The 15,056-nt window shown below is 44.1% G+C and carries 11 protein-coding genes, 2 tRNA genes and 1 pseudogene; 5 read left to right on the plus strand and 9 right to left on the minus strand.

The window, feature by feature from the left end; genetic code table 11:
• Nucleotides 1–33 precede the first annotated feature (33 nt).
• Nucleotides 34–4,791, plus strand: coding sequence for a sll1366 family intein-prone helicase (locus tag QZ918_RS33050; RefSeq protein WP_367275247.1), 4,758 nt, complete (start codon nt 34–36; stop codon nt 4,789–4,791).
• Between the two features lie 127 nt (nt 4,792–4,918).
• Here QZ918_RS33050 and QZ918_RS05240 read toward each other — a convergent pair whose 3' ends face one another.
• Complete coding sequence (locus tag QZ918_RS05240; protein WP_293331931.1) at nt 4,919–5,095, minus strand: hypothetical protein; 177 nt, start codon at nt 5,093–5,095, stop codon at nt 4,919–4,921.
• Between QZ918_RS05240 and QZ918_RS05245 the strand changes: the two genes are divergently transcribed.
• On the plus strand, nt 5,069–5,896 hold the full coding sequence (locus tag QZ918_RS05245; RefSeq protein ID WP_293331934.1) for an SWIM zinc finger family protein: 828 nt from the start codon (nt 5,069–5,071) through the stop codon (nt 5,894–5,896). The two genes, QZ918_RS05240 and QZ918_RS05245, sit on opposite strands and share 27 nt — an antisense overlap.
• A gap of 249 nt (nt 5,897–6,145) precedes the next feature.
• Here QZ918_RS05245 and QZ918_RS33055 read toward each other — a convergent pair.
• The 7 genes and pseudogenes from QZ918_RS33055 to queG form a co-directional block, all read right to left on the minus strand.
• Nucleotides 6,146–6,284, minus strand: a pseudogene (locus QZ918_RS33055) (RNA-guided endonuclease TnpB family protein); the annotation flags it as partial.
• Nucleotides 6,285–6,554: 270 nt separating this feature from the next.
• Nucleotides 6,555–7,193, minus strand: a complete 639-nt coding sequence (locus tag QZ918_RS05250; protein ID WP_293331937.1) for an HAD-IA family hydrolase — start codon at nt 7,191–7,193, stop codon at nt 6,555–6,557.
• Between the two features lie 76 nt (nt 7,194–7,269).
• A tRNA-OTHER gene (locus QZ918_RS05255) sits at nt 7,270–7,341 on the minus strand.
• A tRNA-Glu gene (locus QZ918_RS05260) sits at nt 7,341–7,416 on the minus strand. The genes QZ918_RS05255 and QZ918_RS05260 overlap by 1 nt, the downstream gene beginning before the upstream one ends.
• 330 nt (nt 7,417–7,746) lie before the next feature.
• Nucleotides 7,747–8,922, minus strand: a complete 1,176-nt coding sequence (locus tag QZ918_RS05265; RefSeq protein WP_293331940.1) for an SDR family NAD(P)-dependent oxidoreductase — start codon at nt 8,920–8,922, stop codon at nt 7,747–7,749.
• Between the two features lie 36 nt (nt 8,923–8,958).
• Nucleotides 8,959–10,086 (minus strand): pentapeptide repeat-containing protein, encoded by a 1,128-nt coding sequence (locus tag QZ918_RS05270; RefSeq protein WP_293331943.1) that lies wholly within the window; start codon nt 10,084–10,086, stop codon nt 8,959–8,961.
• 183 nt (nt 10,087–10,269) lie between these two features.
• The gene (queG, locus tag QZ918_RS05275; RefSeq protein ID WP_293331946.1) at nt 10,270–11,235 is read right to left on the minus strand and encodes a tRNA epoxyqueuosine(34) reductase QueG; all 966 of its coding nucleotides are present in this window, start codon (nt 11,233–11,235) and stop codon (nt 10,270–10,272) included.
• 218 nt (nt 11,236–11,453) lie between these two features.
• Between queG and QZ918_RS05280 the strand changes: the two genes are divergently transcribed.
• Nucleotides 11,454–12,416, plus strand: a complete 963-nt coding sequence (locus QZ918_RS05280) for an orange carotenoid protein N-terminal domain-containing protein (protein ID WP_293331949.1) — start codon at nt 11,454–11,456, stop codon at nt 12,414–12,416.
• Between the two features lie 338 nt (nt 12,417–12,754).
• Nucleotides 12,755–13,186, plus strand: a complete 432-nt coding sequence (locus tag QZ918_RS05285; protein WP_293331952.1) for a nuclear transport factor 2 family protein — start codon at nt 12,755–12,757, stop codon at nt 13,184–13,186.
• Between the two features lie 731 nt (nt 13,187–13,917).
• Here QZ918_RS05285 and QZ918_RS05290 read toward each other — a convergent pair.
• On the minus strand, nt 13,918–14,340 hold the full coding sequence (locus QZ918_RS05290; protein WP_293150468.1) for an ATP-binding protein: 423 nt from the start codon (nt 14,338–14,340) through the stop codon (nt 13,918–13,920).
• A gap of 465 nt (nt 14,341–14,805) precedes the next feature.
• On the opposite strand from QZ918_RS05290, the gene QZ918_RS05295 reads away from it, so the two are divergent.
• Complete coding sequence (locus tag QZ918_RS05295) at nt 14,806–14,934, plus strand: hypothetical protein (RefSeq protein ID WP_293331955.1); 129 nt, start codon at nt 14,806–14,808, stop codon at nt 14,932–14,934.
• Nucleotides 14,935–15,056: the final 122 nt, after the last annotated feature.

The raw sequence follows: 15,056 nt of genomic DNA on the forward strand, positions 1-15,056 counted from the left end.
CTCGCAATTAAATAAATTATCAGGATTGAATAAATGGGAATTTTACACGGTAGTTGGTTATTAGAACATAACAAAAGTGGCTTATTTATTTGGGGAGAAACTTGGCGAAAAATTGGGGCGATAGATACCGTTAAATCGGGGATAACTCTACAGCATCCTTTGGCAATGACGGAAGCTGAACTGAAGACTTTTCTAACTTCCTTGCAGCAGTCGGGCAAACTCAACTGGCAATTACCCGAAACCGCAGATATTCAGGAGAAAAGCAAGAAAACTAGACGATCGCCCAAAACGACCACCGCAGCCCCTCCCACCGGGGATTTATCGATTCAGAAGCAAGGGCGGGCGATCGCACTTCCCACCCAAATTTCGGCAGACAACATCACACTAATCCCGCAGCACTCAGCAGCGGCAGCACTGGATGAACCAGCTAAAACTGAGGAAATTTATCTTTATCCCTGGCAAGTCGAAGGTTATTTGCTCAACCCTCAAGCAGCTTTTGTTTTTTTGCAATCACTGCCACTCAATAGCACAGAACCAGACTCTTTTGTCGGATCGGATTTGCGTTTTTGGTCTCATATTGCTAGGTGGAGTTTGGATTTGTTGGCGAGGTGCAAATTTTTGCCAGCATTGGAGACACAATCCGACGGTTCGGCTATTGCTAAATGGCAACCTTTGTTAGATAGTTCTACAGATACACTCCGCCTCGCTACTTTTGCCAAGCAAATGCCGGCGGCTTGTCGAATATATCAGAAGAAGGAAGGTTCGGCAGCGGATTTTGTAGCGGATGTAACGGATGTAATAAAGGTACGGGATGTTGCGGTGGATTTGCCGGTGGGGGCGGAGGATTTGGTGTTGGGGTTTTTGAGTAGTGTGGTAGATTGTGAAGTGCGATCGGCTTCGAGGGCTGCGCTAACGGCTGCTGGCTCAACTTTAGATATCAAAACAGTTTCTCCAACCCGCGAATGGTTGCAAGCTTTGCAGCAGGAATCTGGGATTGTACAAGCAGAATCAGCCGCTTTGGAAAAGTTGGCAACCAAGCTGACTGCTTGGGCTGCACCGCTGCAAAATCAACTATCTCAGCAAAATCAATTTCACACTTGTTTTCAACTAATACCGCCGTCCCCAGGGAAAGTTAACTGGAGTTTAAATTATTGCTTGCAAGCAGTAGATGAAACCGATTTTTTGGTAGATGCGACAACTGTTTGGAACAACTCAGTCGAACGTTTGAATTATGCGGGGCGGACAATTGAATTGCCTCAAGAAACTTTACTCAGCGGTTTGGGCTTAGCCTCGAAACTTTATCCGTTAATTGAACCGAGTTTGCAAGCACAACGACCGCAATCTTGTCAACTAAATCCACTGCAAGCTTACGAGTTTATTAAGTCTGTGGCTTGGCGGTTTGCTGATAGCGGGTTGGGCGTGGTTTTGCCGCCGAGTTTGACAAAGGCTGATGGTTGGGCGAGTCGTTTGGGTTTGAGCATTCAAGCGGAAACACCCCCCCCCAACCAGGGCGGGCGCGGGGGCACCGCCCCTACAAGGGGGGGAGCAGGAGAAAGTGGCGGCGGGCTGGGGTTGCAAAGTCTGTTAAGTTTTAAGTGGGAATTGTCGATCGGCGGACAGCGCATTTCTAAGGCAGAATTTGACCGATTGATCGCGTTGAATTCGCCTTTGGTGGAAATTAACGGCGAGTGGGTGGAGTTGCGCGCAACCGATGTCAGGGCTGCTCAAAGTTTCTTTGCTAGTCGCAAAGAGCAAATGACTCTTTCTTTGGAAGATGCTTTGCGGCTTGCTTCGGGCGATTCTCAGATGATTGAAAAGTTGCCGGTGGTGAATTTTGAAGCAACTGGTCAACTTCAGGAATTGTTGAATACTTTAAATAATAATGAGGCAGTAAGTGCGATCGTAACTCCAGCCACTTTCCGAGGAGAATTGCGGCCTTATCAAGCCCTAGGTGCAGGCTGGTTAGCATTTTTAGAACGCTGGGGTTTAGGTGCTTGTCTCGCGGACGATATGGGAGCCGGTAAATGCGCGCTACCGCAGAGCTTGCTTTTTGTCAATGGTTTTTTACAAGAAGCTGAAAAAATCTGGGAAGCTTATTCTAACAAAATAGACTTCGACGGTGAGGGGTTTTGGTCTGAACCTACCGAGCAATTAATTGTAAATTCCATCCATCGGGAAACGGGCAAGATTGTACAAGGGAATGTTCGACGGCTTTACCGTCAGCAAGTACAAGAAAAGTTGCGAACAATCAAACTGCAAGACGGTAGCAGCATCACAATTACCCGCCGCCACAAATTGTTAGGACGCGATGGCTGGACAAATGAGCTCAAAGTTGGAGATTATGTTTGTGTACCTGCAAAATTGTATTGGGAAGGACAACCCGAAGATCCCGATTTAGTTAAGTTTCTGGCTTGGCAGATTGCAGAGGGATACGAGCAGCGGAATCAAGCTGCGCTCAAAATAGCACAAAAAGATGCGACTGTTCTGGAAGAGTTACGTGTTGCAGTCCACCGAATTAGCAAAAAGTATGGGATAAAAATCAATAATCCTGTGGTTCGTGCTCGTGCTAAGCAAGCAGCATCAGACTTGATTATATCTAGTCGAGAATACCAAAGCTTTCTAGAATCTAAGGGCTATCAGTGGGGGAAATTGTCAGCCGAGAAAAGTTTCCCAAAATTCATCATGCAAGCCAATCTGGATAGCATACGAATTTTCCTAAAAAATTACTTTGATGCTGAAAGTTCTGTAGATACGAAAGTGCGGAGGGTCGAAATCAGCACCGCTTCACCTTTAATTATCCAACAACTTTCTACACTACTGCGCCGTTTTGGAATTTGGCTGCGAATCTGCACAAAACAGAAACGTGCTACTAATGGTAGCGGAATTTTTCGCACTTATTATATCGGAACTTTTGGCAGTAACTCAGCGCGGATATTTTTGCAGGAAATCGGCTTTGGCTATCCAGACAAACAGCAAAAATTAGAGAAGATTTGCGAAGTTACTGCCAATACAAATGTCGAAGGAATTCCGGTTTCGGATCTTGTTGCTGATGCAGTAGAGATGACAAAACTACCGCTGCGACATTTCGGGATGCACAATCCTGTTTATATTAACGGTTCTCAACAGTTTTCGCGCATCAGTCTGGGAAAGGTAATCGCAGGTATGGAAAATGTGCTGGCTGGTTCGGCAGAACAGGAATACCGTCAGCTCAAGCCTTCTAAATGGACGAATCAGACGTTAGATGCCTATGCAAATCTCAATGTACCACAACTAGATACTGTTCGAGAAAATTTGCAACTGATACTCGATCGCGAAGTATTTTATTGCCGAATAGAGGAAATTGAGGATTTTGAGTACAGTGGCTGGGTTTATGACTTCGAGGTAAGCGAACATCACAATTTTGTTGCCAACAATATCTTGTGCCACAATACTATTCAGCTAATTGCTTTTCTCCTGCACTTGCAAGAACAAGATGCCCTAAAAGCGCCGACATTACTGGTTTGTCCGACATCAGTCTTGGGGAATTGGGAACGCGAAGTCAAGAAGTTTGGCCCGACGTTGAAAGTATTACTACATTATGGAGACCAACGCGCTAAAGGCAAAGCATTTGCGGCCGCAATTAAGGGAAAAGATTTAATAGTTACCAGTTACTCCCTGGTGTTTCGCGATGCTAAAGAAATTCAAAGCACTAAATGGCAGGGATTGGTTTTAGATGAAGCGCAAAATATTAAGAATTCTGAGGCGAAACAGTCGCAGGCGGTGCGGCAAATCGAGGCATCTTTTAGAATTGCGCTGACAGGAACTCCGGTGGAAAACAGACTGCAAGAATTGTGGTCAATTTTGGAGTTTCTCAATCCAGGCTATTTGGGCCCGCGCAATTTCTTTCAGCGCCGGTTTGCAATTCCGATCGAGAAATATGGCGATAGAGAATCATTGCACGCTTTGCGATCGCTCGTGCAGCCTTTCATCCTCCGCCGCCTCAAAACCGACAAATCAATCATCCAAGATTTGCCGGAAAAACAGGAAATGACTGTATTTTGCGGGCTCGCGTCAGAACAGGCTGCACTATATCAGAAAGTAGTTGAAGAGTCAATCGCTAATTTAGAATCAGCCGAAGGCATTCAGCGCCGGGGCATGATTCTGGCTTTGCTGGTAAAACTGAAGCAACTTTGCAACCACCCTGCCCTGGTAAAAGCAGAAGGTAAGCCGAAAGAATTGAGCATTAACAGCCAAGAATCGGGAAAATTGCAGCGGTTGGTGGAAATGTTGGAAGAGGTTGTCGCTGAGGGCGATAGGGCTTTGATTTTTACTCAATTTGCTGAATGGGGAAAACTTCTGAAACCGTATCTAGAACAGCATTTGGGGCGAGAAGTTTTGTTTTTGTACGGCAGCATTAAGCAGCAGCAGCGGGAAGAAATGATCGATCGCTTCCAGCACGATCCGCAAGGCCCGCCGATTATGATATTATCGTTGAAAGCTGGCGGTACAGGCTTAAATTTAACTAGAGCTACTCACGTTTTCCACTACGATAGATGGTGGAATCCCGCAGTAGAAAATCAGGCAACTGACCGGGTATTTCGCATTGGTCAAACGAGAAATGTGCAAGTTCACAAATTTGTCTGTACTGGCACCTTAGAGGAGAAAATTCACGATATGATCGAAAGCAAAAAAGCTCTCGCCGAACAAGTAGTCAGCGCGGGCGAAAACTGGCTGACTGAACTCGATACTGACCAACTTCGCAATTTACTAATTCTCGATCGCAATGCTATCATAGAAACAGAAGAAGAATAATTTTTAGGTTCGTAGTGAGGACTTCAGTCCTTCTTAAACGCGGACTAAAGTCCTCACTACAAACCTTATTATTTTTTTCTTATTTTTGCGGACTAAAGTCCTCACTACAAATCTTCTTCCTTCTTCCTTATTTTTGCGGACTAAAGTCCTCACTACAAACCTTCTTCTTCTTCTTCTTCTTCTTCCTTCTTCCTTCTTCTTCTTCCTTCTTCCTTCTTCCTTCTTCCTTCTTCCTTCTTCCTTCTTCCTTCTTCCTTCTTCCTTCTTCCTTCGGCTTATGATTGACAGAGAATGGTGGACGCAACAGTGGCTCGATTTAATCAATACCTACCGCTTCAAAAAGCGATTAGAACGTGGGTGGCAATATGCTCGCGAAGGTAAGGTTCTCAGTATTAAATTTCCCAATCAAGAAGTAATTGCCATAGTTCAAGGTAGCGAACCAAAACCCTATCAAGTTTCTTTGGGACTCGATACCTTGAGCGATGAAGATTGGGAATACGTGATTGAAAATATGTCGCAAAGAGCGGTTTTTTCAGCTAAACTATTAGCAGGAGAAATGCCTCACAATATTGAAGATGTATTTGCCGCGGCCGGAAAAACCCTATTTCCGTTAAGTTTGTCAGATATTCGATCGCGCTGTAGCTGTCCTGACCCGAAAAATCCTTGCAAACACATCAGTGCAGTATACTACTTATTGGGCGATCGCTTCGGCGAAGACCCCTTTGTACTGTTTCAACTGCGCGGTAGAACCAAAGAACAAATTTTAACCGCACTCCGTCAGAGACGGGGTACCCAAGCAGAGGAAAATTCCCAGCCAAACGCCGATGACAATTCCCCCGCCGCGAATGCTAAAGTGCCAAAGGTCGATCGCTTTTGGGAATACAACCAGCAGCTAGAATCATCTCTAGTCGTGATTGTGCCACCGCCCAGCAGCGAAACAGTATTAGATATTTTAGGCCCCATTCCCCTCGCAACCGACGGCAAACTCACAACTACCAAATCCTCCCCCGCATCAGACGCCATCAAACAGCATTTGAGTAAAATCTACCAAACAGTTAGCCAGCAAGCAGTTTTAGCCGCACTGAAACGAAGTGAAGCAGACTAAAAGATTATTCTTTCTTTGTTTCTGGGAATTACGCAAAGTCTAAGAAACCCGGTTTCTGAGAAAATATCTGCTGGGTAGCAAAACATTTCGAGAGAAACCCGGTTTCTGGGAATTATGCAAAGTCTGAGAAACCCGGTTTCTGAGAAAATATCTATTGGATGGCAAAACATTTCCCGAGAAACATGGTTTCGGCGAATTATCCATCAGGTTAAGAAACCCGACTCTAATAGCTGGTAAAAGTATAGTCATCTATGACATGACGTGGGAGGCATCAAGTCCCTCCCCTTTCGCTTTCACTTCGAGCGGATTGACCCGCCTCGGCTGAGCTACGCCCACGACCTATCCCATCGCTAAAAGCATTTGGGATTGCTTTTCTCAAAATATTATACCAAATTCAAAAAATAAGAGAACTAATTGCGCTTGGCAGAAGGCGGGTTGGTGAAACGCAACCAAGTTGCTAAAGTAGCTACGGCGAAAACTGAAGCAAAGCCGAACGTCAAGAAAGTTTCAAAGGCAGACATAATACTGTTCCTCTTTATTTTGAGCGATCGAGTAAATCTTTTCCTTTTTCTTTATATCAGCCTCAATCAATTTCTTCAACCTGTCCGGACATAAAGTATTTACTACTTTACAATGTAAAATATTTCTTTACAAAAAGTTACAGTCTTCCCAGATTACTCATAATATCGAGCAATTCCTGAGGCCGTTCAATCAAAAAATCGGGATTGTGTGCAGCCAAAACTTCCTGAGAATTAAAACCCCAACTTACCGAAATTACCTTAATACCAGTTTTTCTGGCAGCATCTATATCTCGGATTTCATCTCCTACATACACGACTTCTTCAGGATTTATATGCTCTTTTTTCAGCCATTTATTAATAACTTTATGTTTGCCAAAAGTTGAACCAGAGTAAATAAAGCTGAAAGTGTTTTGCAACCCGTTGATTTCTAGCAAGGCTAAGACATTCTCTTGGGAATTAGAGGTGATAATGCCTAGTTGAAAGCCAAGGTTCTTTAACTCCAGCAAAACTTCTTTAATTCCCGCAAATAATTCAATATTAGGCATTTCGCTGTGCAACTCTGCTTTCAATTTTCTAATCAGCAGCGGGAATTTGAAGAGAGAAATTCCAGAATACCGGAGGATTTGCCAAGAAGTTAAGTTGCTCAATTGAGCCAGTTCATCTTTTGTCGCAGACTTAAAGCCGAATTCTACTGACAAACGGTTGGTGATATTCAGGAGAATATCGATTGTATCTGCTAAAGTACCGTCAAAATCAAAAATAATTACTTTCGTCATTGGGGAAGATTAAATCACGAGGGGGAAATCTCTTCTATATTACTCATTGCCTTTTGATTGTTAACGCAAAAAAAGATAGCAACGGCGGGAATCGCACCCGCATCTCCCGGTATACTCCAGGGAATTCTACCATTTAAACTACGTTGCTGGTGGCAGCGAACCGAATCAAACGGTTGTCTCTCGCCTTGAAGAGGCGATCGCTCTACCACTAAGCTACACTGCCCCATTGCATTATACATTTTAAATGCCACAATTTGAGAATCGTAAAACTGATGCACCTAGACATAAATAACTATAAAGTAGGGTGCGTCAGTTGCGATAATTGTTATTTCCTGCTAACAATCTCAAAACTGACGCACCAATTTTTCCCGATGCGTCAGTTTTCAAATATTTCATTTATCTCAAATTTTTTCTAGCTGACGCACCCCACAAATAAATCATAAATCACAACTTCTTCCTTTTTCCTTCTTGCGACTTTCATCCAACAGAATTCGTGACATCCGCTACATCCGCTACATAATCCGTTGCCGAACTTTCTTCTTCCTTCTACTTATCACCAGGGAGAATCAGCATAATCTTTAAATAATTTACCATAAACATAGCGTTTCTCATTTATGCCCGCATAAATCGGGGCGCAAATTCGTGCCGCCGCATCTATCGCATCAAAAGGAGGTTGAACGCCCCGTGCTTGCATCGTTAAAACTTGAGGATGAGGGTGTAGAAAACTCACCCATCCCGGATCGACTGCATTCATAAAAATTTTGTGTTTGGCGTACTCTTTGGCGCAGGTGCGAGTCATCATGTTCAGTGAGGCTTTTGCCATGTTAGTATGCGGGTGACGCCAAGATTTATTACCGTCAAACTGCCCTTCTTTTGAAGAAATATTGATAATATATTTGCAGTTGTCTGGAAGATTGTTCATTAGTCGCTTGAGCCTGCTGTTGATTGCAAAAGGAGCGATTGCATTGATTACATGAACTTCTAATAACTCCAAAATACTCACCTCATCGTCTTTCATCAGCCAACTGTTGAAAGGGCGCAAATCTATTTGCTGTCCGTCGCTATCGTACATCCCCACCGGAAACCAACTAGGGTTATCTTCCTCTGATATCAAGTTTTCTCCATCCAAAGAGACAGCTAAAGTGCTGAGAGTTTTACTGTCTGAATCTTCGGGTGCGATCGACTTTTTTGACATATCGCCACCAATATTATCAGCCAAAAAGTGCGTTAGCGCTAACAGCGGCTTAATTTCCGCAGGCAAAACCTCGAAGGGCAGAGCCTCTAAATCCCTCAAATGCTGGTAAAATGCCGGAGGACGACGAACGGTTTGAGCCGCATTGTTGACAATAATATCGAGTCGGGGATAGGAACAGGTGAGGTATTCTGCAAAACGCTCAACCTTCGCAATATACCGCAAGTCTAACTCGTAAACGTGCAGGCGATCGCCCCAATCGCCAAAATCCAATTCTCCAGCATACCTTTTAGCAGCATCGCGAGGAAAACGAGTAGTCACAATTACCGAAGCACCAGCCCTCAGCAACCTCAAAGTTACAGCATAGCCAATTTTTACCCTCGCTCCCGTCACCAAAGCAAACATCCCGTGCAAATTAGCCGTTTCGTTGCGTTTTACATAATTCACTTCGCCACAATCACAACACAAACCGCTATAAAAAAAATGCGGCTGTTGAAAACTATTCTTGCAGACAAAACAGCGTTGCAGTTTATCCATATTCAATCCCTCATAGAAATCAAACAAGACTAATTATCATCTCCAAGCACATCGCCAAAGATTAGCTCGATCAAAAATCACCCCATCAATATTAGCTTTTTTCAAAATAGCACCGCTCAGATTAGCCTGTGTGAAATTAGCCCCGCTGAGATTTGCTTTCAGGAAATTTGCTCTTTTGGCAATAGCACCGCTGAGATTAGCACCAGCTAAATTAGCTTTATTAAAATCAGCATCGCACAGGTTAGCTCCCGTAAAATCTGCTTGAGAAAAATCAGCATTTGTCAAATCAGTTTTCTCCAAATTAGCACCGCGCAAATTAGCTCCTGCAAAACAAGCACCTGCGAAGGTACTCCACCGCAGATTAGCTCCTGCAAAAACAAATCCTTTAAAATTCCAGCCATTCAAGTTAGAGCGAATTAATTTAATCCCCGCCAGATTTGCTCCTGTCAATTTTGCTCCCTCCAAATTTGCCAGACTCAAATCAGCACCAGTCAAATCAGCACCAGTCAAATCCGCGCCGCTCAAATCAGCCCCACCGAGTTTAGCTTTTTTCAGGATAGTTTGACATAAATTAGCTTCCCGCAAATTAACTAAACGGAGGTTTGCTTGACTCAGATTTGCTCCCTGCAAATCAGCCCCGCTGAGATTCGAGCGATTCAGGTTGGCTCGACTCAAATCGGCATTTTTCAGATTGCTTACTTCTAAGTTGCTCTGAAAAATTTTAGCATTTTGTAAATTACAGCCTTCAAAACTTGCTCCTGCTAAATTAGACTCTCTCAAGTTGGCTCGACTCAAATTATATCCGCTCAAATTTGCCCAACTCAAATCTAAAAATCCGCCCAATAAAAGTAAATTTTGCACTCTCCATTTATTCCAGATTGTTGTACCTTTTTCAAGCAAGCTAATTTGTTCTTCCCGACAAAACATCGCAGCGGCGGCAGCTCGCACCCGCTCGTCAGCATCGTCAAAAACTGTAATTGCTGCTTCTAAACCTGCTTCTGGGTAGTTGAAAGCATCCGAAAGTGCTGCTAACCTTGCTTCAGCTAGGGGGCTGGCTAAGCGTTGCTTGACTCCTGCTATGCCGCCCAAGACAGCAGCATTAATTGGAGGTGGATTTTTACCGCCCAAAATTGCATCGTATTGTGTGGGTTCATGGGCCGACATAAATTTGAGAAGCAGGAATAAGAAAAAAATACGGTAACTACTAATGATAGTATGTCCTTCGATAATTCCTATAATAATATTGGTTCGTAGTGAGGACTTTAGTCCTTTCTTGGATGCGGACTAAAGTCCTCACTACGAACCTTTTGACTTTAGTCCTTTCTTGGATGCGGACTAAAGTCCTCACTACGAACCTTTTATTTGATTTGCTTTGGCATTTCTGCGTAGCATTTCGGGTTTAATTCGCCGCAGTGCCGAAGCTGTAAATCGGCGGTTCCACTCTTCATCGGAAATTGTGGCTAATTCTGCAAGCGTTGGTGCTATGTTTTCAGGATAAGGCTCAAATTCTGCAACATCCGTTGGTTTGGCAAATCGCTGATTCCAAGGACAAACATCTTGACAAATATCGCAACCTGCTACCCAACCTTGTAAATTAGATGCTATTTCGTCGGGCAGTTTTTCGGCCCGATTCTCGATCGTATGATAAGCTATGCACCGATCGGCATTCACGACAAAAGGCTCAGTAATAGCTGCCGTCGGACACGCCTCAATGCAGCGAGTGCAGGTACCGCAATGTTGAGTGTGTGGCGCATCCGGCTCTAACTCGATATTAGTCAAAATTTCGCCCAAAAACATCCAAGAACCGTATTCCCGCGAAATTACATTACCATTTTTAGCAATCCAGCCAATCCCCGCACGCTGGGCCCATATTTTATCCTGAACAGGCCCGGTATCAGCATAATACCGTGCTTCAATTCCTTCGCCTTGCGATCGCACCCAATTTGCTAACAGCTTCAGTTTTTTGTGCAGAATTTTGTGGTAATCCCGCCCCCAACCGTAGCGGGAGATTTTAGCATACTCTCTGACTGCATCGTCTCCCTCCAACGAGGGATTCTCGGGGCGTTGGTGAGGCGTGTAGTAATTGAGGGCGACACATATTAATGACTGCACGTCTGGCACGAGCGATCGAATATCCAGCCGTTTCGGGTTGGTCATCCATGCCATATCCGCCTGATAACCGTTGTCCAGCCAAGCCTGCAATCTTTGTGCATCTACCTGGGTTTGGGTTTGTGCTGAGGCGATCCCAATCTTGTGAAATCCTAACTCTAGGGCTTTTTGCTTAATGCGATCGCTATTAATTGATATTTTCATAGGATTAGAATCTAATGCACAAAATGCGCCATAAGTCTAGCAATCTTCAGCTTAATTTCGGACAGCATTGATAATACTTTTGCAACCTTTATATTTATAAATTTGAACTCTAAAATGTTAAAAATTTCACATAACGTTACATAATGTAATCAAGGGAGAATTCGATTCGCCTATTCAAGTACGCAAGTAAAACCCACAGCGAATCGCATAGTATACACATGGCAGTTAGTATTCAATCCGCTCAATCTATCTTCTCCAACACCGAGATTGCTAGTGCTGTTCCGGCTACTACCGACGCTTTCTACAAACTCAGCGTCGAAGACCAACTAGCACTGCTCTGGTATGCTTACACCGAAATGGGCATTTCTATCACCGCAGCAGCCCCCGGAGTAGCCAGCATGGCGCTTGTCGAAGGCGTGCTGGGCGAAATCAAACAGATGTCGCCGGCTGCTCAAAGCAAAACCATGTTTGACCTAGCAAGCAATGCCGACACCACCATCGGCCGGATTTACACTTCCTTGCGCGTCAACACTAAACTCGGTTTCTGGTACGAATTGGGACAGTTGATGAAACAGGGCGTTGTCGCTCCCATCCCTGCTGGCTATCAAATGTCTCCCGAAGCAACCCAAGTCCTTGAAAACATCAAGAAGCTCGATCCGGGTCAACAAATTACTGTACTTCGCAACACTGTAGTTCACATGGGCTACGATCCCGATTTCAGCCAAGAATACGGCAAACGCTCTGCTCCTCGCAGCACTCCTACCGCTGTAGCAGAGCGGGTGAAAACCCAGATTGAGGGTATCAGCGAGAAAACTGTGCTCAGCTACATCGACAACATGAACGCCTTCGACTTCACCCCAGCCGTCGGTTTATTTGCTGAAGATGGTGCTCTCCAACCGCCTTTCCAAAAGCCGATCGTCGGTCGCGAAGCTATCCTCAACTATATGCGGGAAGAGTGCATCGGCCTGAAAATGCTGCCCGAGCGAGGTGTGTCGGAGCCGGCTGAAGATGGCTACCGCCAAGTCAAAGTCACGGGTAAAGTCGAAACTCCTTGGTTCGGCGCCAATGTGGGTATGAACATCGCGTGGCGGTTTATGCTCGATCCTCAAGGTCAAATTTTCTTTGTGGCGATCGACTTGTTGGCTTCTCCTAAGGAATTGATGAATTTGATGCGGAAATAGCATCTTCTTGTTTAACAAAGACTCTACAGCAACCCAGATGCCACGAGGTGTCTGGGTTTAGTTGATTTGAGATTTGAGATTTTTCGATTTTTGATTTGAGATTTGAAGGATTCAAGGATTGGGAATGGCTGATGGCATAAGGGTTTGCGACTTGCCTACAGTTGCATTATTTTTGGTAATTGGTACAATTTCGGTCGATCGGCCTCAAAGCTCCAGGAGGCGCATAGCATTATTGATTTTTTAGATAAAATTTATGACCCTAGTTATATCTTTTGATGGATTTCCTGCGACCGAGAGAATGATTACATTAGATTTATTCATCTCAAATCACTTCTTATATGACCGCCACAACTCGACCTATTTTAACTCGCTCTATAAATATCGTCGGTGTCACAAAGCCTGCGGTACAGCAATATTTTGAAACTTTTAACGCGGGTGATTTTGAATCCACCGCTAATCTGTTTGCTGAGGACGGAGTTCTGCACGCGCCCTTTGAAGAGCCAATTATCGGCAAAAGCTCGATCGCCAGTTATCTAAAAACAGAAGCGCCAGGAATGCATCTCGAACCCCAGCAAAGTGTAAGCAAAATTTTAGAAGATGGAACAGTTGAAATTCAGGTCAGCGGTCGGGTGCAAACTCCCGCATTTGGTATTAATGTCGGATGGTTTTTTTTGCTCAATTTTCAGCAAGAAATTGTTTCTGTTACCGTCAAACTCTTAGCATCTCCCCAAGAATTGCTGACTCTGCGACCTAAGAAATTCGGTTCTTAATATAGGAATTATCCAGGGAGTGAGGCACAAATTGGTAATTGGTAATTGCCAAGAAAGCGACCGCAATGAAATTGTTTGATAGTGAGGAATAACCTCATCTCCAGAGGGAGCATCCCAATGAATGCAAAAAAGCAATTTTTTTACAGTGCTATCCCCGAAAAGCGAGTGTTGAATATATCGCTCTTCGGGGACAGCACTATAAAATCCAAACTAAGAGGCTCCCATCTATCTAAGCATAGCCAACGCTATAGAAAGCCGATTTTTTCAGTATTTATCAGCCCGCAACAGTACCTAGAGCAACCGCAGCCGACAGCTAAAACGTTGTTATGTTATACGATTTATAAAAAGTATTGGTACATAATTGTTGGGGATGAGTAAAACGAGGAGTTGTTTGCTTAACTCGCGATAGAGGTGCGTCGCTACTCTAAAAGTCGCTTTTCTTTACGGATTTTTAATAGCGACGCACCCTACAGCTACTGTTGCTTGTTTCTTCTTAATTCTTTCTTCTTCCTTCGGCTCTACAATCTTAGAGTCTGGTTAGAGAGGGACGAGATTGCAAGAAAAAGTGGCTGTCACCGCACGGTGCGACAGACAACCACTAGAATCAAAAACATTGTCAATCACTAATGACTAATGACTAATGACTAATGACTAAACGGTGCGACAGACAACCACTAGAATCAAAAACATTGTCAATCACTAATGACTAATGACTAATGACTAATGACTAATTAAGATTTTTCCGGCAAACTCGCTTCCAACTTCAGACAGTTACGACCGTCTAATTGCAAAGTGTAGTCCACCCGATCCATAAGTCGGCTCATAATCAGCCAGCCATAGCCACTTTCTTGTTTAGCTTCCGGCCTCGGGGGACTGTAAGTATCCATTTCGTAACCTTTACCGTAATCCCAAATTTCTAAACCAATATCCCGATTTTTTAAATTCAAGCGAATTAAAACTGGCAGATTGGGTTGATCTTTGTGAGCATGGCGGATCACGTTAGAATAGGCTTCTGCTAACACCAAGCGCAAACGATTCGACTGACGCGGCCAATCGACGTGCTCTCCTAGCTCAACTTCCAAACTGCTCAGCAACCAATTTTCAACTATTGTTAAAAACCGCAAGTCGCTTGGCACATGAAGCTCAGTATTCATAAAAAAATCCCGTAAGTTTGAAAACCCTGTGTCTTCAGACCAGGTTTGACACTCAAGCGGGCTAAAGCCGCTGAGATTCTACTGACAGAATTAGACAAAGGGTGTGACCTAAATCTAATCTCGTTACGACCGTCAAGCGCCGTCTACTTAGTCACTCATCGTCAAGCGATAGTTACTAGCTAATGATTGTTGTTTCTAATGCTTTCAGAATCCATCACGCTTGCCAAGACGCGGTACGCTCGACATCCTGCCATTATTAGCTCTTTTTGTGTTGCCTCTCACTCTTGCGTACTAAGTTGCAGGGATTTCTCCGATACTAGGATGTTTCAACACGTAGATGTTTTTGTTCTTACTCACAATCTAAATTGTATCATACTACGAAGAACACGGGGACTAAAGTCCTCCGCGTCGCTTTCCTAGGAAGGACTAAAGTCTCGCTCGTTTCCCGCATCCCGTATTAGTTTTATGAAACATGACGCACCAAATTTATCTGGCGTTAATATTTGCCACTACATAGAGGATACTCAATGGCGGGCGATCGATGCAATAGACTTTTTTGAAAGCGTCGATCGCAAAGCATCAGTTAAAAGTTAGGCATTGACCCGCCCAAAAACGGATACCGTGCCACCTACTTCAGTCGTGGAGAGATCCAAATTTTAGAGGAAAGTTCAAGCTCCCAGATTCAATGCGAGAGTCAAATCTAAAATCTAAAATCT

Origin of the sequence: Microcoleus sp. CAWBG58 (assembly GCF_020883045.1) — a bacterium.
Lineage (GTDB): Bacteria > Cyanobacteriota > Cyanobacteriia > Cyanobacteriales > Microcoleaceae > Microcoleus.

Bases quoted from the DNA above. Each gene is read 5' to 3' on its own strand.
- QZ918_RS33050 (WP_367275247.1), top strand. From the start codon at position 34: ATGGGAATTTTACACGGTAGTTGGTTATTAGAACATAACAAAAGTGGC.
- QZ918_RS05245 (WP_293331934.1), top strand. From the start codon at position 5,069: ATGATTGACAGAGAATGGTGGACGCAACAGTGGCTCGATTTAATCAAT.
- QZ918_RS05250 (WP_293331937.1), bottom strand. From the start codon at position 7,193: ATGACGAAAGTAATTATTTTTGATTTTGACGGTACTTTAGCAGATACA.
- QZ918_RS05265 (WP_293331940.1), bottom strand. From the start codon at position 8,922: ATGGATAAACTGCAACGCTGTTTTGTCTGCAAGAATAGTTTTCAACAG.
- QZ918_RS05270 (WP_293331943.1), bottom strand. From the start codon at position 10,086: ATGTCGGCCCATGAACCCACACAATACGATGCAATTTTGGGCGGTAAA.
- queG (WP_293331946.1), bottom strand. From the start codon at position 11,235: ATGAAAATATCAATTAATAGCGATCGCATTAAGCAAAAAGCCCTAGAG.
- QZ918_RS05280 (WP_293331949.1), top strand. From the start codon at position 11,454: ATGGCAGTTAGTATTCAATCCGCTCAATCTATCTTCTCCAACACCGAG.
- QZ918_RS05285 (WP_293331952.1), top strand. From the start codon at position 12,755: ATGACCGCCACAACTCGACCTATTTTAACTCGCTCTATAAATATCGTC.
- QZ918_RS05290 (WP_293150468.1), bottom strand. From the start codon at position 14,340: ATGAATACTGAGCTTCATGTGCCAAGCGACTTGCGGTTTTTAACAATA.
- QZ918_RS05295 (WP_293331955.1), top strand. From the start codon at position 14,806: ATGAAACATGACGCACCAAATTTATCTGGCGTTAATATTTGCCACTAC.